This window comes from Streptomyces sp. LARHCF249 (assembly GCF_052871255.1).
On record NZ_JBIXJQ010000007.1, the window covers coordinates 36108 to 62075 of the forward strand.

Annotated in this window: 26 protein-coding genes; 11 read left to right on the forward strand and 15 right to left on the reverse strand. The window is 71.2% G+C overall.

Annotated features, from left to right (window positions below):
- Positions 1 to 23 precede the first annotated feature (23 nt).
- From ACIPUC_RS21120 to ACIPUC_RS21130, 3 genes are all read right to left on the reverse strand, one after another.
- On the reverse strand, positions 24 to 2273 hold the full coding sequence (locus tag ACIPUC_RS21120; RefSeq protein WP_446591249.1) for a SpoIIE family protein phosphatase: 2250 nt from the start codon (positions 2271 to 2273) through the stop codon (positions 24 to 26).
- Positions 2274 to 2530: 257 nt separating this feature from the next.
- Complete coding sequence (fomD, locus tag ACIPUC_RS21125; protein WP_446591251.1) at positions 2531 to 3238, reverse strand: cytidylyl-2-hydroxypropylphosphonate hydrolase; 708 nt, start codon at positions 3236 to 3238, stop codon at positions 2531 to 2533.
- A 102-nt stretch (positions 3239 to 3340) separates the two neighbouring features.
- Entirely contained in the window at positions 3341 to 4744 is a 1404-nt protein-coding gene (locus tag ACIPUC_RS21130) for a class II fumarate hydratase (protein WP_446591252.1), read from the reverse strand.
- 108 nt (positions 4745 to 4852) lie between these two features.
- Between ACIPUC_RS21130 and ACIPUC_RS21135 the strand changes: the two genes are divergently transcribed.
- Positions 4853 to 6391 carry a ricin-type beta-trefoil lectin domain protein gene (locus ACIPUC_RS21135; protein ID WP_446591253.1) on the forward strand — a complete coding sequence of 513 codons (1539 nt, stop codon included), beginning with the start codon at positions 4853 to 4855 and terminating at the stop codon, positions 6389 to 6391.
- A 50-nt stretch (positions 6392 to 6441) separates the two neighbouring features.
- Here the strand turns inward: ACIPUC_RS21135 and ACIPUC_RS21140 are convergent, their stop codons facing one another.
- The 3 genes from ACIPUC_RS21140 to ACIPUC_RS21150 all read right to left on the reverse strand — a co-directional run bounded on the left by ACIPUC_RS21140 (position 6442) and on the right by ACIPUC_RS21150 (position 9737).
- Positions 6442 to 7209, reverse strand: coding sequence for a glycerophosphodiester phosphodiesterase (locus ACIPUC_RS21140; RefSeq protein WP_446591255.1), 768 nt, complete (start codon positions 7207 to 7209; stop codon positions 6442 to 6444).
- Between the two features lie 123 nt (positions 7210 to 7332).
- Positions 7333 to 7935, reverse strand: a complete 603-nt coding sequence (locus tag ACIPUC_RS21145) for a hypothetical protein (protein WP_446591256.1) — start codon at positions 7933 to 7935, stop codon at positions 7333 to 7335.
- Between the two features lie 137 nt (positions 7936 to 8072).
- A complete protein-coding gene (locus ACIPUC_RS21150) occupies positions 8073 to 9737 on the reverse strand; it encodes a fumarate hydratase (RefSeq protein ID WP_446591258.1) in 1665 nt (554 codons plus the stop codon).
- A gap of 150 nt (positions 9738 to 9887) precedes the next feature.
- Here ACIPUC_RS21150 and ACIPUC_RS21155 point away from each other — a divergent pair, with 150 nt between their 5' ends.
- Both ACIPUC_RS21155 and ACIPUC_RS21160 read left to right on the forward strand, forming a co-directional pair.
- Positions 9888 to 10574, forward strand: a complete 687-nt coding sequence (locus ACIPUC_RS21155) for a DUF1707 SHOCT-like domain-containing protein (protein ID WP_446591259.1) — start codon at positions 9888 to 9890, stop codon at positions 10572 to 10574.
- A gap of 170 nt (positions 10575 to 10744) precedes the next feature.
- Entirely contained in the window at positions 10745 to 11113 is a 369-nt protein-coding gene (locus ACIPUC_RS21160) for a WhiB family transcriptional regulator (protein WP_446591260.1), read from the forward strand.
- A gap of 88 nt (positions 11114 to 11201) precedes the next feature.
- Here the strand turns inward: ACIPUC_RS21160 and glpX are convergent, their stop codons facing one another.
- Positions 11202 to 12233: a class II fructose-bisphosphatase gene (gene glpX / locus ACIPUC_RS21165; protein WP_446591261.1), complete on the reverse strand. Its 1032-nt coding sequence runs from the start codon at positions 12231 to 12233 to the stop codon at positions 11202 to 11204.
- A 236-nt stretch (positions 12234 to 12469) separates the two neighbouring features.
- Between glpX and ACIPUC_RS21170 the strand changes: the two genes are divergently transcribed.
- Complete coding sequence (locus ACIPUC_RS21170; protein ID WP_446591865.1) at positions 12470 to 12997, forward strand: DUF4245 domain-containing protein; 528 nt, start codon at positions 12470 to 12472, stop codon at positions 12995 to 12997.
- Positions 12998 to 13102: 105 nt separating this feature from the next.
- On the opposite strand, the gene ACIPUC_RS21175 is transcribed toward ACIPUC_RS21170, so the two are convergent.
- The 4 genes from ACIPUC_RS21175 to ACIPUC_RS21190 form a co-directional block, all read right to left on the reverse strand.
- Positions 13103 to 13693, reverse strand: a complete 591-nt coding sequence (locus ACIPUC_RS21175; protein WP_446591262.1) for a malonic semialdehyde reductase — start codon at positions 13691 to 13693, stop codon at positions 13103 to 13105.
- A 97-nt stretch (positions 13694 to 13790) separates the two neighbouring features.
- Complete coding sequence (locus ACIPUC_RS21180) at positions 13791 to 14012, reverse strand: exodeoxyribonuclease VII small subunit (RefSeq protein ID WP_362594787.1); 222 nt, start codon at positions 14010 to 14012, stop codon at positions 13791 to 13793.
- 41 nt (positions 14013 to 14053) lie between these two features.
- Complete coding sequence (xseA, locus tag ACIPUC_RS21185) at positions 14054 to 15268, reverse strand: exodeoxyribonuclease VII large subunit (protein ID WP_446591263.1); 1215 nt, start codon at positions 15266 to 15268, stop codon at positions 14054 to 14056.
- Between the two features lie 33 nt (positions 15269 to 15301).
- Complete coding sequence (locus tag ACIPUC_RS21190; RefSeq protein WP_446591265.1) at positions 15302 to 16726, reverse strand: APC family permease; 1425 nt, start codon at positions 16724 to 16726, stop codon at positions 15302 to 15304.
- Between the two features lie 86 nt (positions 16727 to 16812).
- Here ACIPUC_RS21190 and ACIPUC_RS21195 point away from each other — a divergent pair, with 86 nt between their 5' ends.
- Both ACIPUC_RS21195 and ppgK read left to right on the forward strand, forming a co-directional pair.
- Positions 16813 to 17805, forward strand: a complete 993-nt coding sequence (locus tag ACIPUC_RS21195) for a 4-hydroxy-3-methylbut-2-enyl diphosphate reductase (RefSeq protein ID WP_446591266.1) — start codon at positions 16813 to 16815, stop codon at positions 17803 to 17805.
- Between the two features lie 21 nt (positions 17806 to 17826).
- Positions 17827 to 18597 (forward strand): polyphosphate--glucose phosphotransferase, encoded by a 771-nt coding sequence (gene ppgK, locus ACIPUC_RS21200; protein WP_446591267.1) that lies wholly within the window; start codon positions 17827 to 17829, stop codon positions 18595 to 18597.
- Positions 18598 to 18610: 13 nt separating this feature from the next.
- Here ppgK and ACIPUC_RS21205 read toward each other — a convergent pair whose 3' ends face one another.
- Entirely contained in the window at positions 18611 to 19000 is a 390-nt protein-coding gene (locus ACIPUC_RS21205) for a DUF6542 domain-containing protein (protein WP_446591269.1), read from the reverse strand.
- A gap of 258 nt (positions 19001 to 19258) precedes the next feature.
- On the opposite strand from ACIPUC_RS21205, the gene ychF reads away from it, so the two are divergent.
- Entirely contained in the window at positions 19259 to 20347 is a 1089-nt protein-coding gene (gene ychF, locus ACIPUC_RS21210) for a redox-regulated ATPase YchF (RefSeq protein ID WP_446591270.1), read from the forward strand.
- A 113-nt stretch (positions 20348 to 20460) separates the two neighbouring features.
- Here ychF and ACIPUC_RS21215 read toward each other — a convergent pair whose 3' ends face one another.
- Positions 20461 to 21042, reverse strand: a complete 582-nt coding sequence (locus ACIPUC_RS21215; RefSeq protein ID WP_446591272.1) for a Uma2 family endonuclease — start codon at positions 21040 to 21042, stop codon at positions 20461 to 20463.
- A 108-nt stretch (positions 21043 to 21150) separates the two neighbouring features.
- Here ACIPUC_RS21215 and ACIPUC_RS21220 point away from each other — a divergent pair, with 108 nt between their 5' ends.
- On the forward strand, positions 21151 to 21903 hold the full coding sequence (locus ACIPUC_RS21220; protein WP_446591273.1) for a hypothetical protein: 753 nt from the start codon (positions 21151 to 21153) through the stop codon (positions 21901 to 21903).
- Positions 21904 to 22107: 204 nt separating this feature from the next.
- Here the strand turns inward: ACIPUC_RS21220 and ACIPUC_RS21225 are convergent, their stop codons facing one another.
- The gene (locus ACIPUC_RS21225) at positions 22108 to 22689 is read right to left on the reverse strand and encodes a Uma2 family endonuclease (protein WP_362392370.1); all 582 of its coding nucleotides are present in this window, start codon (positions 22687 to 22689) and stop codon (positions 22108 to 22110) included.
- A gap of 122 nt (positions 22690 to 22811) precedes the next feature.
- On the opposite strand from ACIPUC_RS21225, the gene ACIPUC_RS21230 reads away from it, so the two are divergent.
- Positions 22812 to 23063 (forward strand): BBE domain-containing protein, encoded by a 252-nt coding sequence (locus ACIPUC_RS21230; RefSeq protein ID WP_446591275.1) that lies wholly within the window; start codon positions 22812 to 22814, stop codon positions 23061 to 23063.
- Here the strand turns inward: ACIPUC_RS21230 and ACIPUC_RS21235 are convergent.
- Positions 23060 to 24034, reverse strand: a complete 975-nt coding sequence (locus tag ACIPUC_RS21235; RefSeq protein ID WP_446591276.1) for an SMP-30/gluconolactonase/LRE family protein — start codon at positions 24032 to 24034, stop codon at positions 23060 to 23062. The two genes, ACIPUC_RS21230 and ACIPUC_RS21235, sit on opposite strands and share 4 nt — an antisense overlap.
- An 83-nt stretch (positions 24035 to 24117) precedes the next feature.
- Between ACIPUC_RS21235 and ACIPUC_RS21240 the strand changes: the two genes are divergently transcribed.
- Both ACIPUC_RS21240 and ACIPUC_RS21245 read left to right on the forward strand, forming a co-directional pair.
- Complete coding sequence (locus ACIPUC_RS21240; protein WP_446591278.1) at positions 24118 to 24555, forward strand: MarR family winged helix-turn-helix transcriptional regulator; 438 nt, start codon at positions 24118 to 24120, stop codon at positions 24553 to 24555.
- Positions 24556 to 24741: 186 nt separating this feature from the next.
- Positions 24742 to 25842, forward strand: a complete 1101-nt coding sequence (locus ACIPUC_RS21245) for an alpha/beta hydrolase (RefSeq protein ID WP_446591279.1) — start codon at positions 24742 to 24744, stop codon at positions 25840 to 25842.
- Positions 25843 to 25968: the final 126 nt, after the last annotated feature.

The following is a 25968-nucleotide window of genomic DNA, read 5'->3' on the forward strand; positions in this document are numbered from 1 at the left end:
GGCGGTTTCGCGTGGCGCGGGCGTCAGCGCCGTTCGTGGGCCCCCGGCAGCGGCAGCTCGAACCAGACGACCTTGCCGCTGCTCAGCCGGGTGGCGCCCCAGCGGCGGGCCATCCGGTTCACCAGGAACAGGCCGCGGCCGCCCTCGTCGGTGTCCCGGGCCCGGCGCTGGCGCGGCAGCTGCGGGGAGTCGTCGCCGACCTCGCAGCGCAGTACGTCCGTACGCAGCAGGCGCAGGGTCACGGGCCGCTCCGCGTACCGGACGGCGTTGGTGACGACCTCGCTCACCAGGAGCTCCAGCGAGTCCTGGAGCTCCTCCAGGCCCCAGCGGGTCAGGGCGCGGCGGGCGAACCGGCGGGCGCGGCCCGGAGCGGTCTCCTCCGGGTCCAGGAACCAGTACGCCACGTCACTGGGCGCGATCCCGTCGAAGCGGGCCGCGAGCAGCGCGATGTCGTCGTCCCGGTCGCCCGGGCCGAGCATGTCCAGCACGTCGTCGCACAGGGCCTCGAGCGGCGGCGGGTGGTCCAGGCCGGTCAGCTGCGCGGTGGTCGCCAGGCGCTCCCGGAGCTGCTCGATGCCGGTCCACACGTCCCGCAGCCGGGATTCCACCAGCCCGTCGGTGTACAGCAGCAGGGTGGCCCCGGCGGGCGCGTCCAGCTCCACGGCTTCGAAGTCCACGCCGCCGACGCCGATCGGGGCGCCGGGGGGTACGCGGAGCACCTCGGCGCGGCCGCCCAGGTGCAGCAGCACCGGCGGCGGGTGGCCGGCGTTGGCGATGGTGATCCGGTGCGAGACGGGGTCGTAGACGGCGTACAGGCAGGTGGCCATGCGGTCGGAGCCGAGGCGCTGGGCCTGTTCGTCCAGGTGGTGCAGTACCTCGGCGGGCGGCAGGTCCAGCTGCGCCAGCGTCTGGGCGGTGGTGCGGAGCTGGCCCATGATCGCGGCGGAGGTCATGGAGTGGCCCATGACGTCTCCGACGACGAGCGCGACCCGGCTGCCGGGCAGCGGTATGGCGTCGTACCAGTCGCCGCCGACGCGGGCCGTCTCGGCGGCGGGCAGGTAGCGCGACGCGAGCCGCACCCCGGTGGGCTGGGGCAGGCTGTCGGGCAGCATGGTGCGCTGCAACTCGTCGGCGATGTACGCCTCGCGGCCGTACAGGACCGCCTTGTCGATGCCGAGCGCGGTGTGGGTGGCCAACTGGGCGGCGACCAGCAGGTCGTTCTGCTCGAAAGCCGGCCGTTCGGGGCTGCGCAGGAACACGGCGGCGCCGATCACCCGGCGGCGCCCGCGCAGCGGCGCCAGCACGGCCCGGTTGCCGCGCGGCAGCGGGTGGTCCCCGCCCAGCAGCTCGGGCAGGGCGGCCTTGGCGGCCGCCGAGGACCCGAAGACGGGCCGTACGCCGCGGAGCACTTCGGCGAGCGCGCCGCCGGAGCGGATCTCGCACAGCTCGGCCGCGGGCAGGTCACCCTGCGGGCCGACCAGCGGCAACTGGCTGAAGTCGAGCTCGCCGGTGGCCCCCGCGGCCCCGGCGAGGTCCAGGCCCGCGCCGATGGTGCCGCCCGACGCGGCATCGGTGAGATCGTCGATCGGCCGGAGCCGGTCGGTGCGGCGCAGCCTTAAAACGACCGGGCCGACGGGGCGTTCGTCCCCGACCGGCAGCGGGTCGCGCAGGTAGACGAGGATGGCGTCCGAGAACGTCGGCACGGTGGCCCGGCACAGGCCGAGCACGATCTCGTCGAGGTCGATGCCGCGGGCGATCCGCCGCGTGGCGGCGCCGACGAAGCGCAGCCGGTCCCCTTCGCGGCGCGCGGCGCTGACCTCTCCGGCCACGACCGGCATCACGGCCCCGCCGCCCCCGAGCCGCTCGACTCCGGCGCGGTACGCGATGTCCTGCCCGGCGGTCCCGTCCGTACGGGGCGCGGCGCCGGAGCCGTCCCCCGGCGCGGCCTCGCGCGGGCGGGGCGGCTCGGAGGGGCCGCCGTGCCCGGCGCCGCCCGCCGCGTTGCGGGCGGCCGCGCCGTCCCGGACGCGGGCGCTGCCCTGGCCCTCGCCGGGTCCTGCGGCGGCAGCCGGTACGTCGGCCGAGGCGGCCGCGGCTGCGGCCGAGGCCTTGCTGCGGGGCCGGGGGAGTCCGGCGGCCGGGCCGGCGCCGGCGGCATGCGTGCGTACGGCCTCGGCAGCGGCGATGGGCGCCTTGCCGTGGCCGGCCTCGTCCGTACCTCCGCCGGAGGCGACGGGCTGCGGGCCCTCCTGAGAGGTGGGGTACTCCGTCACGCGTGGAATTCCGTCCGTTTGCGCTCGATGTGCGCTGCACTCAACTCGGTCAGTCGCGGTATACCCGCTCAGCGGCCGGGGCACCATCACCCCGCGATTCCGCGTCTCCCCCGTTACCTCTCGCCCTGCGTCGACCTCCGGTCAAATCCCGCGTACGGCACGACACTTGCGCACACAGGGTCTCATCGCGCCGCCCCGCGCGCGCAACCTTGCGGAGGACGATCCTACGTTTGCACCCCAGGGGCGCATCAAGGGTCTCATGAGGTCATATGCGCCGGGGTGCGGTCCCAGTCCTCCGGCAGTTCCGGAACCGTCCAGGCCGGATCCGGCCGCCAGTTCTCCCAGCCGTCGCGGAACGGCGCACCCCATTCCTCGATGACCCGGACCGCCGCCCGGCCGGCCTCCCGCACCCGGTCCGCCTCCTGCGGCCCCATCAGTCCGGAGCGCTGCGCCTGGGCGAACTCGTCCTCGTCCCGCCACTTCCAGCTGCGGTCCGGGTAGACGGAGATGTCGAGGAAGTGGTCCACGGAGTCCACGCCGCCGGCCCAGCGCGACCGGGGCTCCTCCAAATTCACGTACCAGTTCTTGAACCGCCAGCCGTGCTCCCAGAACAGCCATACCGACCACGGGTCCCCCGGGCGCGCCAGCTTCAGCACGCCCGCGCCGAACCAGCGCGACCGCACGGTGGTCCGCGGCGCGGTGTAGCGGGTGGCGAGCGGCTCCTCGTGGACGGGGGTGCCGTCGGCGAGCACCGGTTTGACGCACTGGGTGCCGGGGGCCATCCAGACGGCGAGCAGTTCCGCGGTGTCCCGCACCACCGTCACGGGGCGGCAGATGTGCACCTGGCCCTTCAGCCCGGGGGCGTGGTCGCGGTAGCGCCAGAGGATCTGCTCCCCGGGCGCCCAGTGCGTGCCCTGCGCACGCGGGTGCGCGGCGCTGCCCGCAGGCCTGAAGGTACCTGTCATGCGCAGATCTTAGGGCGGGCGCCCCCGCGGATGCTGCGGTGCAGGTCACCGAGGGGGTCGGGGACGGTAAACGACCGGATTCGGACCCTGTCCGGAGGCTGCTCAGGGGTGCGTCATGCGCAGGACGTCCAGCGCCTCGTCGAGCTGCTCCAGGGTGAGCGCGCCGCGGTCGACGTAGCCGGACTCGAGCACGACCTCCCTGATCGTCTTCCGCTCGGCGAGGGACTTCTTGGCGACCTTGGCCGCTTCCTCGTAGCCGATGTACCGGTTCAGCGGGGTCACCACGGAGGGCGAGGATTCGGCGTACTCCCTGGCCCGCTCGGCATTGGCGGTGATCCCGTCCACCGTGCGGTCGGCCAGCAGGCGGCTCGAGTTGGCGAGCAGCCGGACCGATTCGAGGAGGTTGCGGGCCATCACCGGGAGCATCACATTGAGCTCGAAGTTGCCGGCCGCGCCCGCCACCGCGACGGTGGCGTCGTTGCCCATCACCTGTGCGGCGACCATCAGGACGGCCTCCGGGACGACCGGATTGACCTTCCCCGGCATGATCGAGGATCCCGGCTGGAGATCCGGGAGATTGATTTCGGCCAATCCGGTGCGCGGGCCGGAGGCCATCCAGCGCAGATCGTTGGAGATCTTGGTGAGCGAGACGGCGATGGTACGGAGCATCCCCGAGGTCTCCACCAGCGCATCCCGCGCCCCCTGGGCCTCGAAGTGGTCGCGCGCCTCGGTGAGCGGCAGCCCGGTGTCCGCGGCCACCTCGGCGATCACGGCGGCGGAGAACCCGGGCGGGGTGTTGATCCCGGTGCCCACCGCCGTGCCGCCCAGCGGAAGTTCGGCCAGCCGCGGCAGGGCGGCGCGCAGCCGCTCGACGCCGTAGCGGACCTGGGCGGCGTACCCGCCGAACTCCTGGCCCAGGGTGACCGGCGTGGCGTCCATCAGGTGCGTGCGCCCGGCCTTGACGACCTGCCCGAACTCGGCGGCCTTGCGTTCCAGCGCGGCGGCGAGGTGCTCGAGTGCGGGGACCAGGTCGCGGGTGACGGCGGCGGTGGCGGCGATGTGGATGGACGAGGGGAAGACGTCGTTGGAGCTCTGCGAGGCGTTGACGTGGTCGTTGGGGTGGACCTCCCGGCCCAGCCGCTCGGTGGCCAGGGTGGCGATCACCTCGTTGGTGTTCATGTTGGACGAGGTGCCCGAGCCGGTCTGGAAGACGTCGATGGGGAAGTGGTCGTCCCAGCGGCCCTCCGCGACCTCGGCGGCGGCGGACCGGATGGCCTCGGCGACGTCCTGCTCCACGACGCCGAGGCGTGCGTTGACGCGGGCGGCCGCGGCCTTGACGCGGGCGAGCGCCTCGATGTGGGCGCGCTCCAGCCGCTGTCCCGAGATGGGGAAGTTCTCCACCGCGCGCTGGGTCTGAGCGCGCCATTTGGCGTGGGCGGGCACCCGTACGGCGCCCATGGAGTCGTGCTCGACCCGGAACTCTTCGGCCTGCTGGTGATCGGTCATTTTCGTGGCCTCCTCTAAAAGTTGAGCAATTGTCTTGTTCGAAGTGTTCCCAACTCCCCTACTGACCAGTAAATACCGGGGGTAACACCGGCACTCGGGGAGGCATTCATGACACGTGCACACAGGAAACCCAGGCTCAGATCTACCCTCGCCGCCGTCGCGGCGGCCGCGGCCGCCCTCGGGGGCGTCACCGCGATCACCCCCACGGCCCAGGCAGCGGTGCCCATGGCAACAGCGGCAGCGGCCGTGACCCCCCTCCCGCCCGAGCTGGAGGCGATCCGCGCGGCGGAAGCCACCAAGATCTACGGCGATCCGGCCATCCGCCCGCTCGGCGAGCGCAAGACCGGCCTGATCTCGCTGGGCGACAGCGAGATCTCGGGCGAGGGTGTCGGCAACTACGACCCCGCGACCAACACCCCGTCCAACCAGTGCCACCGCTCGCCCGACGCGGCGATCCACCGCACGGGCATCGCGGCCGACCTCACCTTCAACGTCGCCTGCTCCGGCGGGTACACCGGCAACATCAGGATCGGCGGCAGCAAGCAGTACGCCGACGAGCTGGTACAGAGCGACAGCCTGGCCATCAAGGCCCGCAACACGAAGATCAAGATGGTGCTGCTGGTCGCCGGGGCCAACGACGACCTGCAGTTCGGCCCGGTCATGACCGACTGCGTCACCCGCTGGGTGCTCAGCCAGGGCACCTGCGAGCCCAAGTACGCGCCCGGCTGGCAGGCACGCGTCGACGGCCTGAAGCCCAAGGTCGAGGCCACGGTCGCCGACCTCAAGACGGTCATGCGCGACGCCGGCTACGCCGACTCCGACTACAAGCTGGTCGTCATGGGCTACCCCAGCCCCATCGGCCCCGACTTCTACGACAACCCGAACTTCCCCGGCAAGCTCCCCGGAGGCTGCGCCGGCTACGACTCCGACGCCACCTGGGGCCGCAACTACGCGGTGCCCACCTTCGAGAAGGGCATGCGGGACGCGGCGCGCAACTCCGGCGCCGTCTACCTCGACAACTCGCGGCTCTTCCACGGCCACGAGGTGTGCATGGAGGACGCCTGGGCCCGCGGGCTCTACCTGGACCTCGGCGACCACTTCCCGTGGGACGAGAACACCGCCCGCCAGTCCTTCCACCCCAACTACCGGGGCCACGGCGCGTTCGCGTCCTGCCTGACCCAGCTGTACGCCTCGGGCCTGCGCGAGGCCTCCTGCGCCGACCCGGCGAGCACCGGCACCGCCGTCCTGCAGGCCGGGGCCTGGGACGACAAGTTCAGGCCCCTGAAGAACGAGGCGAACGGCACCTGCCTCGACGCGAACGGAGGCTCCAGCGCCAATGAGACGGCGATCGTGGGCTGGGACTGCCACGGCGGCCGCAACCAGGGCTGGTGGTACGACACCGCCCGCAAGTCCGTCCACATCGAACTGACCCAGGACCGCTGCCTCGACACCCCGGGCGCCAACTACGGCGCCGGCACCGGCCTGATCCTCTGGAACTGCCACGGCGGCGCGAACCAGCAGTTCGTCCGCGACGGGGCCACCCTGCGCCCCGCCGCATCCCCGGGCATGTGCCTGACCGTGGCCGCCGCCCACGACCCGCTGCGCCTGCAGACCTGCAACGGCTCGGCGTCGCAGCGCTTCGCGTAACACCGCCCGTACGACCCCCCACACCCGGCCGGCGCACCCCGGCCGGGTGCTCACATGTCCAGCAGCAGCTTGCGCACGTCCCGCGGCCGGTTGGTGATGATCGTGTCCACGCCGAGCCGTACGCACAGCTCGACGTCCTCCGCCTCGTCCACGGTCCACACCCGTACGGACAGCCCCTTGGCCTTCAGCCGGGCCACCAGGCCCGGGTCCCGCCGCACGAGGTCGATGCCCGGGCCCGCGTGGGTCGCGTACGGGGGCCGCACCGGGCGGATCGCGCGCTCGATCAGGAACACGGCGGGCAGGCCGGGCGCGAGCCGGTGCATCCGGGTCAGCGCGGTGCGCGAGAAGCTCATGACCTCGACGCGCCCCGAAGCCCCGTCCGCGAGACCGTACTCCTTGAGCATCCGCACCAGCTCGGCCTCCAGCCGGCCGCCCGCGCGGGACGGGTGCTTGGTCTCGACCGCGAGCCCGACCGGGTGCGGTGCCGCCAGTGCCTCCTGGAGCAGGTCCTCGAAGAGCAGCACCCGGGCCCCGGCGTGCGCGGCCCCCTTCCACGCCCCGAAGTCGAGCGCGCGCAGCTGCTCGTACGTCATCTCGGAGACGACGCCCCGCCCGTCGGAGGTCCGCTCGACGCGCCGGTCGTGCACGCAGACCAGCTTGTGGTCGGCGGTCAGCCGTACGTCGCACTCGAGCGCGTCGGCCCCGTCGTCGATGGCCTGCCGGTACGCGGCGATCGTGTGCTCGGGGTGCTCGTGCGAGGCCCCCCGGTGGGCGACCACGCGCACGGCGCGGGCGGTGGCGAGCTGCGTCTGCGTCATGCGGACATCCTTGCAATCCGTGGTGAACGAACAGGCGCGGGCCTGCGTCGCCGACGTTAACCGTGCCGGGGCCCTGCGGGGGCTGGACGGGGCCGGTCCCAGGCCCCGTCCCCGGCCGACCCGCTACGGGCGCGGGGCCAGGGGGGCCGGGGTGACCTTGAAGCCGCCCTTGGTGACCTCCGTGAAGGGGGCCGGGGCCATGCAGGTGCCCACCACCGGCTCGGCGACCGAGCCGTCGGGCTTCACGTCGACGTTGACGATGCCCCAGGAGAAGCCGACGCGGTCCGGGCCGCCGCGTTCGCCGTCCTGGACGCTGATGCCGATCCGCTTGCCCTCCCAGCCGACGTTCGAGGTCTTGACCACCGCGGTGACCGTGGCCGTCCTGCCGCCGGTGACCATGCAGTCCACCTCCGCCTCGGCGACGGCGGTGAAGTTGCCCGCCGGCATGTGGTGGTAGACGGTCACGCGGCCACGGGCGTCGGTCGGCAGGCCCTGCTCCAGGCCCTTGGACGGGAGGGGCCTGCTCCACGGGGCCGATTCGGCGTCGACCGTGAAGCGGATGTCATCCTCCCTGGGGGCGTAGGGGAAGACCACGGTGCCGGCCCCGTGCACCGAGGCGAGCTTCGGCGCGGCGGCCGGGGCCGCCGGGGCCGGAGCCGCACCGATCAAGGTCGCCACCAGGGCGGCTGCGGCTCCGGCGAGGACAAGGGTGCGCGTGCGGTTCATCGTGAACTCCCGGTGAGGGTGCGCTGTTTGGGTACGGGAACAGCCTCGCCGGGGCCCGCCGCCGATCCATCTGCCGCTCGGCGGATATGGGCGAGGGCCCCTCCCCCAAACGGGGGAGGGGCCCTCGGCAGTTGCGGCTACAGGCCCGGGCCGCGCACCGGGATGTGGGTGAACGTCGGCTCCGGGGCCGGGTTCTGGAAGAAGTCGTTGCCCTTGTCGTCGACCACGATGAAGGCCGGGAAGTCCTCGACCTCGATCTTCCAGACCGCCTCCATGCCGAGCTCCTCGTACTCCAGGACCTCGACCTTCTTGATGCAGTCCTGGGCCAGGCGCGCCGCCGGCCCGCCGATCGAGCCGAGGTAGAAGCCGCCGTGCGCGCCGCAGGCGTCCGTCACCTGCTGCGAGCGGTTGCCCTTGGCCAGCATGACCTTGGAGCCGCCCGCGGCCTGGAACTGCTCGACGTAGGAGTCCATCCGGCCGGCCGTGGTCGGACCGAAGGAGCCCGAGGCGTAGCCCTCGGGGGTCTTCGCCGGGCCGGCGTAGTAGACCGGGTGGTCCTTCAGGTACTGCGGCATCTCGGCGCCCGAGTCCAGCAGCTCCTTGATCTTGGCGTGCGCGATGTCGCGCGCCACGACCAGCGGGCCGGTCAGGGACAGGCGGGTCTTGACCGGGTGCCGGGTGAGGGTCGCGAGGATCGTCTCCATCGGCTGGTTCAGGTCGATGGAGACGACGTCCGAGGAGTCGGACAGGTGCGCGTCCGTGGTGTCCGGCAGGAACCGCGCCGGGTCCCGCTCCAGCTGCTCCAGGAAGACGCCCTCGGCGGTGATCTTCGCGACCGCCTGGCGGTCCGCCGAGCAGGAGACCGCGATGGCGACCGGGAGGGAGGCGCCGTGGCGGGGGAGGCGGACCACGCGCACGTCGTGGCAGAAGTACTTGCCGCCGAACTGCGCGCCGATGCCGATCTTCTGGGTGAGTTCGAAGACCTGCTGCTCGAGGGCTTCGTCGCGGAAGCCGTGGCCCAGGGCGGAGCCCTCGCGCGGCAGCTCGTCCAGGTAGTGCGCCGAGGCGTACTTGGCGGTCTTCAGCGCGTGCTCGGCGGAGGTGCCGCCGACCACGATCGCCAGGTGGTAGGGCGGGCAGGCCGCCGTACCGAGCGAGCGGATCTTCTCCTCCAGGAACTTCATCATGGAGGCCTCGTTGAGGACCGCCTTGGTCTCCTGGTAGAGGAAGGACTTGTTGGCCGAGCCGCCGCCCTTGGCCATGAAGAGGAACTTGTACGCGCCGCCGTCGGTCGCGTACAGCTCGATCTGCGCGGGCAGGTTCGAGCCGGTGTTCTTCTCCTCCCACATGGTGAGCGGGGCCATCTGCGAGTAGCGCAGGTTCAGGCGGGTGTACGCGTCGAAGATGCCGCGGGAGAGCGCCGCCTCGTCGCCGCCTTCGGTGAGGACGTTCTGGCCGCGCTTGCCCATCACGATCGCCGTGCCCGTGTCCTGGCACATCGGCAGGACGCCGGCCGCCGCGATGTTCGCGTTCTTGAGGAGGTCCAGCGCCACGAACTTGTCGTTCGACGAGGCCTCGGGGTCGTCGATGATGCGGCGCAGCTGCGCGAGGTGCGCGGGGCGCAGGAAGTGCTGGATGTCGTGGATGGCCTCTTCGGCGAGCTTGCGCAGCGCCTCCGGCTCGACCTTGAGGAACGTACGGCCATCCGCCTCGAAGGTGGACACGCCCTCGGCGGTCACCAGCCGGTAGGGGGTGGTGTCCTCGCCCAGGGGCAGCAGGTCGGTGTACGCAAACTCTGGCATGACGGCAGTCATTCCTCACTCGGCAGACAGCGCTGGCGACCAATTGGCAGCGCAGTCCACCAGCGTAGAACCTCCCGGCGTGCCCGTGTCTGTGAGGTAAGGCTCACTCGGCAGTATCGCGATCTATCGTGTCTCGCTATGCTGGGTCCCGTGGACTTGGAAAAGCACCCCGCCGCCCCTGCCCCCGCGCCGGCTCCCGCCCCCACGGCGGCCGAACTGCGTGCCTCCGACGCCGACCGGGACCGGATCGCGCAGATCCTCGCCGACGCCCTCGCCGAGGGCCGGCTGACCTCCGAGGAACACTCCGAGCGCCTGGACTCGCTGTACGCCGTCAAGACGGTGGGCGAGCTGGAAGCGCTCGTACGGGACCTCCCCGCGCCGGGCGCCGGCCACACCTCGCCCCCGGCCGCGCCCGCGTACGCGACCCACACCGCGGCGGGCTACACCGAGACGGTCGTCGCCGTGTGCAGCAGCTCCGCCCGCAAGGGCCGGTGGCGGCCGGGTGCGCTCACCCGCGCGGTCTCGGTCATGGGCGACATCAGCATCGACCTCACCCAGGCGGTCTTCGAACAGCAGGTCACCGAGATCAACGTGACCTGCGTGCTGGGGAACGTCGAGGTCCTGGTCCCGGAGAACGTCACCCTGCGCGGCTACGGAAGCGGGGTCCTCGGCAACTTCGAGGTGCGCGGCGAGGGCCGCGGGGCGACCGACCCGCAGGCCCCGGTCGTGATCGTCCGCGGCTTCGCCCTGCTGGGCAACATCGAGGCGCGGCCCAGGCTCGGCGCCCGGCTGGTCGATCTGGCGGACCGGATGCGCAAGCGCCTGTCAGCCGACTGAGACGGCTGGGACGGCTGGGACGACTGAGGCGGCTGGGACCCGTCCGTCACGGGGGTCGCGTTTCGGACGAAACCCCGCCGCCCGCCGGCACCCAGTGCATAGGGGCGCGCACAGCGGGTAGGGACAGGTGCATCGTCTCTCGCTCGCGTACCCGTCGTCAGGAGTAGACCGTGCCGCATCCGCCGCATCAGTCCCTGAAGGTTGCCGTCATGCCGAAGCCGCGGGTGCCGGTGAGGGCTGAGGACGGCCCATGGCATGCGGAGGCGGTGTGCCGTCGCGACGAGGCGGGCCTGTTCTTCGCCCCCTCCAAAGAGCCCACGGCGGCCCGGCTCTCCCGCGAGGAGGCCGCCAAGCGCGTCTGCGCACGCTGCCCGGTCATGGTCGCCTGCCGCGAGCACGCGCTGCTCCAGCCCGAGCCGTACGGGGTCTGGGGCGGCCTCACCGCCGCCGAACGCCGCGTGGTCCTGGCACGGATGCGCCGCCGCTCGGCGGAACTGCGCCAGGCGCCGGGGCCGGGCTCCATAGCCGCCGCGGGCTAGGCCGACCCGTACGGAGTGCGTGGACACGGCAGAGGGGCGGTCACCGCCGCACACGGTGACCGCCCCTCTCGTGCTGCCCGGCCGGAGGCTACTGGGCGCGGTCGAAGTCGACCGCGCTGTACGCGCGGAGCTTCGACAGGCGGTGCGTCGAGTCGATCTGCCGGATCGTGCCCGACTTCGAGCGCATGACCAGCGAGGACGTGGTCGCGGTCTCCGAGCGGTAGTGGACGCCGCGCAGCAGCTCGCCGTCCGTGATGCCGGTGGCGACGAAGAAGACGTTCTCGCCGGACACCAGGTCGTCCGTGAACAGGACGCGGTCCAGGTCGTGGCCGGCGTCCAGCGCGCGCTGGCGCTCGGCGTCGTCCTTCGGCCACAGCTTGCCCTGGATCGTGCCGCCGAGGCACTTTATGGCGCAGGCCGAGATGATGCCCTCGGGGGTGCCGCCGATGCCGAGGAGCAGGTCCACGCCGGTGCCCTCGCGCACCGCCATGACCGAGCCCGCGACGTCGCCGTCCGAGATGAACTTGATCCGGGCGCCGGTCTCGCGGATCTCCTTGACGATGCCCTCGTGGCGGGGGCGGTCCAGGATGACGACGGTGACGTCCTCGACGGCCATGTTCTTGGCCTTGGCGACGCGGCGGATGTTCACCGACACGGGGGCGTTGATGTCGACGAAGTCGGCGGCCTCGGGGCCCGTGACCAGCTTCTCCATGTAGAAGACGGCGGACGGGTCGAACATGGTGCCGCGGTCGGCGGCGGCCAGGACGGCGATCGCGTTGGGCATGCCCTTGGCGTTCAGGGTGGTGCCGTCGATCGGGTCCACGGCGATGTCGACCTCGGCGCCGGTGCCGTCGCCCACCCGCTCGCCGTTGAAGAGCATGGGGGCTTCGTCCTTCTCCCCCTCGCCGATGACGACGACGCCGTTCATCGAGACGGTGGAGATCAGGGTGCGCATCGCGTTGACCGCGGCCCCGTCCGCGCCGATCTTGTCACCGCGTCCGACCCACCGGCCGGCGGCCATGGCGGCGGCCTCGGTGACCCGTACGAGTTCCAGGGCGAGGTTGCGGTCGGGGGCCTCCGGAGAGACTTCGAGCTGGGGCGGCAGGTTGTGCTCGGTCATCGGAGCGCACCTTTCTGTACGGCGACGGCCGGGAAGTGAGGGTGCTGGAACTCTATCGGTACGTCGACATATTGAGCAGGCCGGGTCACGTATGAGCGGAATATCGGTCAGTCGATTGGCCTGAGCGGACGTCTTGCAGGCGGCGCGCAGGCCGCGGAGGCGCGCCGCGCGGGGGCTCGGGGCCACCCCGGCGGTGATCGCTCCCGCGCATACGGGACGATGGTGCCGTGGCAGGTATGAAAGGCAAGCAGACGATCTGGGACATGGTCCGGTCGCTGGCGGTGATCGGCGTTGTGGTCGCGGGGATCTACCTCTTCGTCCCGCATGACGACGAAGCCGATCCGACGCGCACGGTCGACTACCGGGTGGAGACGCTCACGGCCCGGCGCGCCGCCCCGTACCCCGTGGCGGTCCCGGTGGGGCTGCCAGCGGAGTGGCGGGCGACCTCGGTGACGTACCAGCGCAAGGACTCCAACGCCTGGCACCTGGGCTTCCAGGACCCCGACCGGCAGTACGTGTCGGTGGAGCAGTCCACGGACACCTCCGCCAAGTACATCGCCGCGGTCACCCAGAAGGCGACGGCCACCGGGCAGACCCAGCAGGTCGGCGACGCGGTGTGGGAGCGCTGGGACGGTGAGAAGTACGACGCCCTCGTGAAGCGGGAGCAGGGGTACGTCACGGTGGTCACCGGGACGGCCTCCTTCGAGCAGCTCGGCGCGATGGCGGCGGCGCTGGAGTTCAAGCAGGGCCAGCAGGGCGCGTAACGCCCGCCTGGCAGGCGTACGAAAACGGCCGCGCGCTCCGGATCTCTCCGGGGCGCGCGGCCGTTTTGCCGTACGGGGGTGCCGTACGGGGTGCCGTGCGGCGGCTCAGACGGTGGTGACGACCTCGTCGAACGCCAGGCGCGGGGAGCGCGGGAACCAGGCGTCCTCGCCCGGCTTGCCGATGTTGACGACCATCAGCGGGGTGTGGTCGGCGTCCAGGAACTCCTTCTGGATGCCCGCGAGGTCGGCGCCCGTCATCGGACCCGCGGCCAGGCCGGCGGCGCGGACGCCGACGATGAAGTACGCGGCCTGCAGCGCGGCGTTGAGCAGGGCGGACTGCTCGCGGACCGGGCGCTCGGCGAAGAACATGTCCTTGGCCTGCGGGAAGTGCGGCAGCAGGGCCGGGAGCTCGTCGTGGAACTCGTTGTCCGCGGAGAGGATCGCGACCAGCGGCGCGGCGGCGGTCTTGGCCTGGTTGCCCTCGGCCAGGTGCCGCACGAGGCGCTCGCGGGCCTCGGGGGAGCGGACCAGGGTGATGCGCAGCGGGGTCTGGTTGAACGCGGTGGGGCCGTACTTCACCAGGTCGTAGATGGCCTGCACCTGCTCCTCGGTGACCGGCTCGTCGGTGAACGAGTTGGCCGTGCGGGCCTCGCGGAACAGCAGGTCCTGCGCGGCGGAGTCAAGAACGAGAGACATCGGAAAGCCTTCTTCCATACGGGGGTGAAGCGATGTCCCCGACACTACGGCGGAAGTAGATGAATTTTCAACTAAATGACTCCGGTCGTGACAGGACTCACTCCTCCTCGGCCGCCGCGTCGCGCGCCGCGAGCGCCGAGTCCAGCCGGGCCCTGGCCCCCTCCAGCCAGTGCCGGCACACCTTCGCCAGCTCCTCGCCGCGCTCCCAGAGGGCGAGCGAGTCCTCCAGCGAGGTACCGCCGGCCTCCAGCTTGCGGACGACCTCGATGAGCTCGTCGCGGGCCTGCTCGTACCCCAGCGCCGTCTCGGCCTCTGCCATTCCAGGTTCCACCTTATGTGTGTAATACAACGACTTGTGTGCTATTCGGGGGCGGCGACCCGTACGGAGAACGACCCCTCCGCCACCCGCGCGTGCAGCGGCTCGCCCTCCGCGACTTCCTCCGGGGAGCGCACCACGTGCCCGTCGGCCCGCTGGAGCACCGCGTACCCGCGCTCGAGCGTCGCGGCCGGCGACAGCGCCACCACCCGGGCGAGGGTGTGCGCGAGCTCCGAGTCGGCCCGGTCCAGCAGATGGCCCAGCGTCCGCCGGCTGCGTCCGAGCAGGGCCTCCAGCTCGTCCTCGCGGGTCTCCACCATCCGCTGCGGGTGCACGAACACCGGCCGGGCGAGGGCGTGCGCGAGGCCGCGCTCCTCCCGGTCCAGCAGCCCGGTCACCGCGCGCAGCCCCCGGCCCTGCAGCTGGCGTACCCGCTCCAGTTCCTCGCCGACGTCCGGGACCACCTTCTTGGCCGCGTCCGTGGGCGTGGAGGCCCGCAGGTCCGCGACCAGGTCCAGCAGCGGGGAGTCCGGCTCGTGGCCGATCGCCGAGACCACCGGGGTACGGGCCGCCGCGACCGCCCGTACGACCTCCTCGTCGGAGAAGGGCAGCAGGTCCTCCACGCTGCCGCCGCCCCGCGCCACGATGATCACGTCGACCTCGTCGAGGGCGTCGAGCTCCTTGACCGCCTGGATCACCTGGGGCACCGCGTGCACCCCCTGCACGGCGACGTTGCGCACCTCGAAGCGGACCGCCGGCCAGCGGCGCCGGGCGTTCTCCAGTACGTCGCGCTCGGCCGCCGAGGCCCGGCCGACCACCAGCCCGACCAGCTGCGGCAGGAACGGCAGCGGCTTCTTGCGGTCCAGCGCGAACAGGCCCTCCGAGGCCAGCGACCGCTTCAGGCGCTCCAGCCGGGCCAGCAGCTCCCCGATGCCGACCGGCCGTATCTCCGTGGCCCGCAGGGACAGCTGCCCGCGCGGGGCGTACCACTCCGGCTTGGCCAGCAGGACGACGCGCGCACCCTCCGACACGACGTCCGCGACCTCGTCGAAGACCTGGCGGAAGCACGTCACGCTGACCGAGATGTCGTGCGAGGGGTCGCGCAGCGTCAGGAAGACCACCCCCGCCCCCGGCCGCCGCGAGAGCTGCGTGATCTGCCCCTCCACCCACACCTGGCCGAGCCGCTCGATCCAGCCCCCGATGAGCCGGGACACCTGGCCTACCGGCAGCGGCGCCTCGGCCGACGTATTCAGACCCATGTGCGCAGGCTATCGGGCGGCACTGACAGCGTCTCAGGCTCGGGGGCCGGTGTCGGTCCCGGCCTCTGCCCCGGCCCCGGCATCGGCGTGGGCATCGGCGCCGGCGGCGGCATCCCGGCGGCCGCGCTGCACCACCAGCAGCCCCAGCCCCACCGCCAGCCACACGGCCCCCACCACCTGCGCCGTCCAGGAGGCCTCCGCGATCACCGCGACCGTCACCGCCGCGCCCAGCACCGGGACCACCAGGTGCTTCCACCGGCTGGGCGGGCCCCCGCGGCGCCGGACGACGAACCAGCCCACCACCGAGGCGTGCAGCAGCGTGAAGGCCACCAGCGCCCCGACGTCGACGACCGACACCAGATGGTCGAGCCCGTCGTCGCGCCGCGCCGCCCACACCGCCGCGACCAGGGTCACCGTGGCCGCCACCAGCAGCGCCGGGCGCGGCGTACCGTCCGAGGTCCGCGCGAGCACGCCCGGCAGCCGCCGCTCCCGGGCCATCGCGAACAGCAGCCGCCCGGCCGCCGCCTGCCCGGCCAGCGCCGCGAAGGCCGCCCCGATCGCCTTGGAGACCGCCACCAGGTCGTGCAGCCAGAAGCCGACCGAAGCCTCCACCGCGTTGTAGAACGCCGGCCCCTGCTGCTCCGGATCGGCCGCCAGCTCCGCCGAGGTGACCGGGCTGAGCAGCGCCACGAGGTAGGTCTGGGCGATGAACAGCACCCCGGCCAGCGCCAGGCAGAACAGCACCGCCCGGGCCACCCGCGCCGAGCCCCCCGTCACCTCCTCGGCGAACGAGGCGATCGCGTCGAAGCCCAGGTACGAGAGCACCGCCACCGACACCGCGCCCAGGACCGCGGCCGTCGAGAAGCCCAGCGAGCCGTCGCCGGTCAGCGGGGACAGCCAGCCGCGCTGCGCCCCGTCCCGCACCAGGACGGTCACCGCGGCGACCAGGAAGACCAGGAGCACCAGGATCTCCATGGCCAGCACGGCGAAGCCCACGCGCGCGGCCGCCCGTACGCCCCACAGGTTCAGCAGGGTCGTGACCACGACCGCCAGGGCCGTCCACACCCACCGGGAGACCTCCGGCACCAGGGCGTTCATCGCGATCCCCGAGAACAGGTACGCGACCGCCGGGATCAGCAGGTAGTCGAGCATCGCCATCCACCCGGCGATCAGGCCCGGCCCCTCACCCAGGCCCTTGCGGGCATAGGTGAAGACCGAGCCGGCCTGCGGGGCGACCCGCACCATCTGGGCGTACGAGAAGGCGGTGAAGGCCATGGCGACCGTTGCGACGAGGTAGACGAGGGCCACGGCGCCGTGCGACCTGGCGTCCAGGGTGCCGAAGACCCCGACCGGGGCCATCGGCGCGATGAACAGCAGTCCGTAGACGACCAGGTCCCGGAAGCCCAGGCTCCGCCGCAGTCCCTTGTGTTCCGTACGGGGCTCCGCAACGGACGCCATCGTTCCTCCGGGGGATAGGTGGTACGGACATGCGACCCAGTCTCTGCCGAACGGGCGACGCCCGGCCTGCTGGAGACCCCCGTACGATGGAGCCCATGACTGCTCCCGCTTCCCGCCGTGTCCTGCTCGCCGCACCCCGCGGCTACTGCGCGGGCGTGGACCGAGCCGTGATCGCTGTCGAGAAGGCTCTCGAGCAGTACGGTGCGCCGGTCTACGTCCGCCACGAGATCGTGCACAACAAGTACGTCGTCCAGACGCTGGAGAAGAAGGGCGCCATCTTCGTCGAGCGGACGGAGGAGGTCCCCGAGGGCTCCATCGTGATGTTCTCGGCGCACGGCGTGGCGCCGGTGGTGCACGAGGAGGCGGCGCGCGGCAAGCTCGCGACGATCGACGCGACGTGCCCGCTGGTCACCAAGGTGCACAAGGAAGCCATCCGGTACGCGAACGAGGACTTCGACATCCTCCTCATCGGCCACGAGGGCCACGAGGAGGTCATCGGCACCTCCGGCGAGGCCCCGGAGCACATCACGATCGTCGACGGTCCGGACGACGTCGCCAAGGTCGAGGTGCGCGACGAGTCCAAGGTCGTCTGGCTGTCGCAGACCACCCTCTCCGTCGACGAGACCATGGAGACGGTCGACGCGCTGAAGACGAAGTTCCCGCTCCTCGTCTCCCCGCCGAGCGACGACATCTGCTACGCCACCTCCAACCGGCAGGCCGCGGTCAAGGCCATGGGCGCCGACTCGGACCTGGTCGTCGTCGTCGGCTCCAAGAACTCCTCGAACTCGATCCGGCTGGTCGAGGTCGCCCTCGACGCGGGCGCGCGCGCCGCGTACCTGGTCGACTTCGCGAGCGAGATCGACGAGGCCTGGCTGGAGGGCGTCACCACGGTCGGCCTGACCTCGGGCGCCTCGGTGCCGGAGGTCCTCGTCGAGGAGGTCCTCGAGTGGCTGGCGGAGCGCGGCTACGCGGACGTCGAGATCGTCAAGACGGCGGAGGAGTCCATCGTCTTCTCCCTCCCGAAGGAACTGCGCCGCGACCTGCGCGCCGAAGCGGCCGAACTGGTCGCCGACAAGTAACTCCTTTCGTACGGTATGTCCATGCAGATCATGGGTGTGGACATCGGCGGTTCCGGGATCAAGGGCGCTCCCGTGGACCTGGACCGCGGCGACCTGGCGCAGGAGCGCCACAAGGTACTGACACCACAGCCGGCCACCCCCGACGGGGTGGCCGGCTGTGTGGCGGAGGTGGTCCGCGCCTTCTCGTGGTCGGGCCCGGTCGGGGTCACCTTCCCGGGGGTGGTCACGAGCGGCGTCACCCGTTCGGCCGCCAACATGGACAAGGGGTGGGTCGGCGAGGACGCGGCGGCGCTGCTCTCGCGCGAGCTGGGCGGCCTGCCGGTCACGGTCCTCAACGACGCGGACGCGGCGGGCGTCGCCGAGATGACGTACGGGGCCGGGCGCGGGCGCGGCGGCACGGTCATCCTGCTCACCCTCGGCACGGGCATCGGGAGCGCCGTGTTCACGGACGGGCGCCTGATCCCGAACACGGAACTCGGGCACCTGGAGCTGAAGGGCCACGACGCGGAGACGCGGGCGTCGGTGAAGGCCAAGGAGGACGGGGACCTCACGTGGGAGCGCTGGGCGCACCGCGTCCAGCGGTACCTGGCCCACGTGGAGATGCTGTTCTCCCCGGACCTCTTCATCATCGGGGGCGGCGTCAGCCGCAAGCCGGAGAAGTTCCTGCCGCTGATCGAGGGCATCAGGGCCGAGATCGTCCCGGCGAAGCTCCAGAACAACGCGGGCATCGTGGGAGCGGCGATGGCGGCGCGGGCTTCGGTGTCGGTGTCGGCTTCGGCTTCGGCTTCGTGAGGCTCTTCGACGCCTAGGCGACGCGTCGTGGCATGCGCCGCCGGCCGATGAGCACGGCCTTGCGCACGAGGGCGATCAGGGCGGCGGTGAGGGTTCCCGCGTACAGCCAGCCCGCGTGCAGGGACAGGGCGGACACGAGCCCCATCAGCTGCCCGCCGAAGCCGCCGGAGCCGCCCGAGATGGGCCACACTCCGGCGGCGAAGGCGATGGGCACGGTGATCGGGGCGGTGATCAGGTCGGCGGGCCGTACCCACAGGGCGGTGGCGGCCGCGACGGGCAGGAAGAGCAGCCCGTAGACGAAGAGCGAGGAACCGAACAGCAGCCAGCAGATCCCGCCGGCCAGCAGCATCCCGGCGCAGGCGAACAGCCCGCCGCCGAGCCCGGTCAGCCGGGGTCGCGGCATCCGCCGCCCGTACGGGGGCAGCGGGCCGCGGCCCTGGACGGGCAGGGCCGCGGGCCGCGGCCCCCGGCGCTGGGCGGGGGGTCGCTGCGGGTGAGGTGCCGGTCGCGTCCTGTATTGCTCCACGCCTCCACGCTAGGCGGGGCGAGCGCGGTATCCGTGTGGGGACACGCGTACAACGACTGCCACTCATCGGAAAGTAAACTGTCCGGTGGCCCACTCCTGGGCCGCCGCCCCCTCCAGCTACGGGAAGTCGCCAACGTGTCGCTCACGATCGGAATCGTCGGCCTGCCGAATGTCGGCAAGTCGACCCTGTTCAACGCCCTGACCAAGAACGACGTGCTGGCGGCCAACTACCCGTTCGCCACCATCGAGCCGAACGTCGGCGTCGTCGGCGTCCCGGACGCGCGACTGGCCGTCCTCGCCGGCATCTTCGGCTCGCAGCGCATCCTCCCGGCGACGGTCGACTTCGTCGACATCGCCGGCATCGTCCGCGGCGCCTCGGAGGGCGAGGGCCTGGGCAACAAGTTCCTGGCGAACATCCGCGAGTCGGACGCGATCTGCCAGGTCATCCGCGCCTTCAAGGACGAGAACGTCGTGCACGTCGACGGCAAGGTCTCGCCGAAGGACGACATCGAGACGATCAACACCGAGCTGATCCTCGCCGACCTCCAGTCCATCGAGAAGGCGGAGCCGCGCCTGACGAAGGAGTCCCGCCTCCAGAAGGAGAAGGTCGCGGTCCTCGCGGCCGTCGTCGAGGCGAAGAAGATCCTCGAAGCGGGCGACACCCTCTTCTCCAAGGGCATCACCAAGGGCACGGAGCTGGGCGACCTCCTCCACGAGCTCCACCTCCTCACCACGAAGCCCTTCCTCTACGTCTTCAACGTGGACGAGGACGAGCTGACGGACGAGGCCTTCAAGGACGAGCAGCGCGCCCTGGTCGCCCCGGCCGAGGCCATCTTCCTGAACGCCAAGCTGGAGCAGGAGCTCATCGAGCTGGAGGACGACGAGGCCCTCGAACTCCTCCAGTCGGTCGGCCAGGACGAGCCGGGCATGGCCACCCTCGGCCGCGTCGGCTTCACCACCCTGGGCCTGCAGACCTACCTGACGGCCGGCCCGAAGGAAACCCGCGCCTGGACCATCAAGAAGGGCGCCACCGCCCCCGAGGCCGCCGGCGTGATCCACACCGACTTCCAGCGCGGCTTCATCAAGGCCGAGGTCATCTCCTTCGCGGACCTGGTCGACTGCGGCTCGGTCGCAGAAGCCCGCGCCAAGGGCAAGGCCCGCATGGAGGGCAAGGACTACGTCATGCAGGACGGCGACGTAGTGGAATTCCGCTTCAACGTGTAGTCGCTTCGTTACTTCACGTTAGATAGTTTCGTCAAACGTGCGGGGTCAGAAGGGGTCGGACTCTGGCGAGTCCGACCCCTTCTGCATTCCCCTGCTGACTCGGTGCTGACTTTTCAGCTGCTTCGGGGCGGCGTGAGCTTGTCGAGGTCCAGGCTGACCTCGAAGGGCACCGGGCGCTTGAGGGTGCCCCGGAAGATCCCGGCGGGCGCGTAGGCGCCGGTGGGTTCGTCGAGCTCGTAGACGTGGACGACGGGTGCCCCGTCCTCGTCCTCGATGCACCAGTAGTGCGGGATGCCGGCCTCCGCGTACTTGCGGAGCTTTACTGTGCGATCGCGATGGGCGGACTCGGGGGAGACGACCTCGATGACGAGCTGGACGTCCTCCGGTGCGAACCAGGTGCGGTCACCATCGAAGTCGGCCGTCGTCACCAGCAGGTCCGGTTCGGGACGGTTGCGCGGGTCGAGCTTGATGGTCATCTCGCGGCCGACTCTGGTATCGGCGGGCACCTGCTCCATGAGTGCGACCGTGAGCATGGTGACGAGGTGGCCGTGCCACCACCTCTGGGGCGACACCATGAAGACGAGGGCTCCGTCGATCAGCTCGGTGTGGCGGGGTGCCTCGGGGAGGCGGTCGAGGTCCTCCGCGAACCAGCCTTCCGCGCGCGGCGGGCGCATCCAGTCGGGCAGTGCGGTCATGGCTTCACGGTAGCGGCCCGCAGCGCAAGCTGGAGAGCCAACGATCCCGGCCGGAGGGCTTTCGGTAATTGGCCGCGCCATAACCGGCCACCCATCTAGCATCCGGCCATGAGCGACTCATCGGTCCAGATCGCCACGGTGGTCATCTCCGTGGCGGCTCTCCTCTTTTCGACGACGGCCGCGTTTTGGGCTCTCGTCTACAACCGACGTCAGGCGAGAGCGGTCGCGCAAGCCAACGCCCTCACGGAGAAGGCACAACGCGAGCAGGCGGAGCCGTACGTCATCGTCGACATCAGGCCTCGTATCCCTGGGTCATCGCTGCTCGTGCTGGCTATCGAGAACATCGGTCAGACCCTGGCCCGCAATGTACGCATCTCCGTGAGCCCGCCGCTGCAGACCACTCTGGGGGCCGAGCGGGCCGTGACTCTCAATCGTGCTGTTGGTCGTCCCATCGCCACCCTGCCTCCGACGCGCCGCATTCCCTTCGTCATGGACGTAGGCCATCAACTGTTCTCCTCGGAGCTGCCCAAGGTCTACGAGTTCCGGGTGGAGTCGGACGGACCCTTCGGTCGCATGGAGCCGCTCATCTACACGGTGGATCTCGAAGCTCTCAGGGACAGTGCCCTTGAGACCGATTCGACGGAGTGGAGCGCGCACCAGATCGCCAACCATCTCAAGAGAAGTGCGGATGCGCAGGAGGGGCAGTCGCGCTCCGTCGAAGCGCTGAGCCGTCAGATTCAGAGGGCACTGGAACGTCAGAACCCGGAACACGGGCCGGACATTGAGGGCGCTAGCTCAGTGGAGTCCGCCGTCCAGCAGATCCCCATGGAGCCGCTGGGAGAAGGCAGTGCTCCCGCATGATGGATGACGTAATCCCGTGCTGATTCTGTGCTGACTTGGCCCGCCCAGAATCACGTTTGCGCAGGTCAGAGCTCTACGCGACACGTTCCGCTTCAACGTCTGGGCGGATGACATAACACCACGTCGCTGACGGGGCAAACATGCAGGTCAGAAGGGGTCGGGCTCTGTCGAGCCCGACCCTTTCTGCGTTCCCGTGCTGACTTTTCAGCTGCTTCGGGGCGGCGTGAGCTTGTCGAGGTCCAGGCTGACCTCGAAGGGCACGGGGCGCTGGAGGGTGCCCCGGAAGATCCCGGCGGGCGCGTAGGCGCCGGTGGGTTCGTCGAGCTCGTAGACGTGGACGACGGGTGCCCCGTCCTCGTCCTCGATGCACCAGTAGTGCGGGATGCCGGCCTCCGCGTACTTGCGGAGCTTTACTGTGCGATCGCGATGGGCGGACTCGGGCGATACCGCCTCCACGACGAGCTTCACGTCCTCCGGGGCGTACCAGGTGCGGTCGGGGTCGTAGGGCAGGTCTGTCAGCAGGAGGTCCGGCTCGGGGCGGTTGCGGGCATCCAGGCGAATCGTCATTTCGCGCTCGACCTCGAAGCCGGCCGGCGCCTGCGCCATGAGCGTGGTGGTCAGGGCGGTGACGAGGCGGCCATGCCAGGACCGCTGTGGCGACATCATGAAGACGAGGGCTCCGTCGATCAGCTCGGTGTGGCGGGGTGCCTCGGGGAGGCGGTCGAGGTCCTCCGCGAACCAGCCTTCCGCGCGCGGCGGGCGCATCCAGTCGGGTAGTGCGGTCATGGCTTCACGGTAGCGGCCCCAAGCTCAGGCTGGAGAGCCAACGATCACGGCCGGATGATTTTTCGGCAACGCTCCGCCCCGTATCCAGCCCACGTACCGAGTGCGAGGCGAAGCAGGACTGGGTGCGCCGGTTCGCCGCGGCTCTGGAGCCCCACTCCCTGGCGGGCGGCTACGTCAACTTCATGGACCACGACGCCCGGGGCCAGGCCCGTGTCCGGGTCAACTACCGGCAGAACCACGACCGTCTGGCGGCGGTCGAGCGGCGCTACGGCCCGGACAACCTGTTCCGCCTCAACCACGACGTCCTCCCGGGCCCGGCCCCGGCCCCCACCGGCAGCTGGGCGGTGCCGGTTCCGGAAGGCGCCGGGGGCTAGAGGCCGCGGATCGAGGCGATGGTGAAGGTGGTCGGGGTGCCGGTGCCCGGGGACATGGGGCCGCCCTTGTCGAACTGGGAGCGGACCACCAGAGTGCGGCCGCGGGTGTGGGTGAGGGTCGTGGGGATCTGCAGGGACGGGTCCGTGATCGTGTGCAGCAGGCGGGCGCGGGTGCCGTCCGCGGTGAGCTGCCAGCGGGTCAGCGTGTTCGTCGTGTTGTGCGCCACGCGCAGGGTGCCGTCGGGGCCGAGGTCGAGGCCGTCCGCGGCCTTGAGGCCGGCGCCGGCGAGGTCGACGCGGCGGACGGCGCCGGTGCGCAGGTCCACGCGGTAGAGGTCGCCCTCGACCATGTCGACGGTGAGCAGGTAGCGGCCCGCCCGGTCCGAGACGATTCCGTTGAGGCTGAAGCCGCCCGCGGGCCGGGGGCGCAGGGCCGGCGTGAGGTCGTAGGCCTCGGCGAGGGCGCCGCTGCCGGCGGCCAGCTGGGCGGGGGTCACCCGGTACACGGCTCCGCGGATGCTGTCCGTCAGGTAGGCGGTGCCGTCCGGGGTGATCGTCAGGTCGTTGACGAAGCGGGGCGCGTCGCCGGCCACCTCGAAGTGGGCCAGGCGGTTCCCGGTCGCGGTGTCGTAGACGGCGACCCCGGCGGTGGAGTCCGTCACCCACAGGCGGCCCTGCGCGTCGACGCGCAGTCCGTTCGCCGTGTGGCGGCCGTCGGTGCCGGCGGGCAGGAAGACCTCCGCCTCGGAGCGGCCGGGGCGGGCCCGGTAGACGGTGCCGTCCGCGTACGAGCCGACGTAGACGGTGCGCGTACGGGCATCCGCGGCGATGCCCTCCGGGTACACCTTCGCGCCGGGTATGGAGAACGCCGTGGATATGCGGGCGTCCGTCGCGGGGGACGCGGGCGCGGCCGCTCCCAGGGTGAGGGCCCCGGCCAGGGCGGTGGTCAGGGCGGTGGCCAGAAGCTTCATCAGGTGTCCTCTAGTAGTCGGATGGGGGCGAATGTATGTGAGAGCTCTAATGGACGCAAGGGTCGGGGCCGTAGGATGCGGTCATGACCTCCATGGCCCCCGCGGAGCGCATCGGCTCGCACATCAAGCGCGCCGAGCAGGCGCTTCTGGCGGCGAAGAACGCCGCGTGCAAGCCGGCCGCAGTAACGGTTCCGCAGTACGCCGCGCTGCTCTGGCTGGACGAGAAGCCCGGCATCTCCGCCGCCGCGCTCGCACGGCTGTGCGGGGTCACCCCGCCGACCATGAACACCGTGCTGAAGAACCTCCAGGAGCGCGGGTTCATCGAGCGGACCCCGCACGAGTGGCACCGCAACGTGCTGGAGACCCGGCTGACGGACGGGGGGCGCACGGCGCTGGAGCTGGCCGACTCCGGTGCGGTCCGGGTGGAGCGGGCGCTGGCCGCCGCGTTCACCGGGGAGGAGCGGGAGCAGCTCATCCGGCTGCTCGGCCGGTGCGCGGAGGTCCTCGACGGCCAGCGCTGAGGGCCGCCCGTTTCGCGGCGGGTTCTGGCGAGTTTTCCGGACGGGTTTTTGCTCGGATTTGGAACTGTGCTGGGATTTCGTACATCAGGACTAGTGGGTGCCCGGTCATGCCCGGTCATGCCCCGTCGTGCCCAGCCGTTCTGCCCTCGGCCCCGGGGGCAGTCAAGACCGTTCGGAGCGAAGTTCGTGCACCACGACCCGTACCAGCCGGAGCCCAAGCGTTCCCGCCGCCTCATATGGATCAGCGCGGTGGCCGCCCTCGCGCTCGTACTCGGCGGCGGCGGATTCGCCGCCTGGAAGCTCGACTGGTTCTCCGGCAACGGTGAGGCCGTGAGCTTCGGCAAGACCGGCACCCAGACCCCGGCCGCCGCGGACCCGCAGGCTCCGAGCCAGTCCCCGTCCGGCAAGCCCTCGCCCTCCGGCGACCCGGACGTGCTCATGCCGACGGGCCCGAAGGCCGACTTCAAGCAGACCACCAAGCTCGACGACGGCACGATCATCGCCAAGACCCGCCTGGCGGGCGCGAAGTCCGGCTTCGAGGGCGACGTATGGGTGTGGGCGCCCAAGGAGTACGACGACCCGAAGTACGCCAAGAGCGGGTTCCCGGTGCTCATCGCGCTCCCCGGCGGCAACGGCTTCCCGGCGAACTACTGGTCCGACCGCAGCCTCGGCCTGCAGAAGGCCATCACCGAGGGCGTCCGGGCCGGCACCAGCCTCCCCTTCATCGTGGTCATGCCGGTGCTCAACCCGGACAACAAGTACTACTACGACGGCGCCGACATCCCCGGCCAGCCCAAGATGGGCACCTGGATCGCCGAGGACGTCCCGGCCTTCACCAAGGCCAACTTCCGTACGTACAAGTCCCGCGACGGCTGGGCCTTCATGGGCTCCTCCTCCGGCGCCTTCGTCGGCATGAAGACCGTGCTGCAGCACCCGGACAAGTTCAAGGCCGTGATCGCCAGCGGCGGCGAGATCGTCCCCGACTCCCCGCTCTGGAAGGGCCACCAGGCGGAGATGGACGCGAACAACCCGGAGAAGCTCGCCCAGAAGCTGATCGACACCAAGGGGCCCGAGGTCTTCATCAACTTCCAGATCGGGACCAAGGAGAGCGGGAAGGAGCGGATGACGAGGTTCGTGCAGACGTACGGCAAGGGCCCCGTCAAGACGACCATCCGCGACATCCAGAACGGCGAGCACAACGGCTGGCACTACGTCCGGGGCATGAAGGAAGGCTCCCTGGAGTGGATCAGCAAGGTGCTCAAGGCCCCGAAGCAAGACGCCGCCTGACCCCGGCCCGCTTGATCCCGACGCCGCCGGTCGCGTCACGTCTCATCCGTCCCAGGCAACCCATCCCGTCGTTCATACCTCTGTAAAGGGTGTAAGGGGGACCGATTCGGTCCGGCCCGCGCTCCC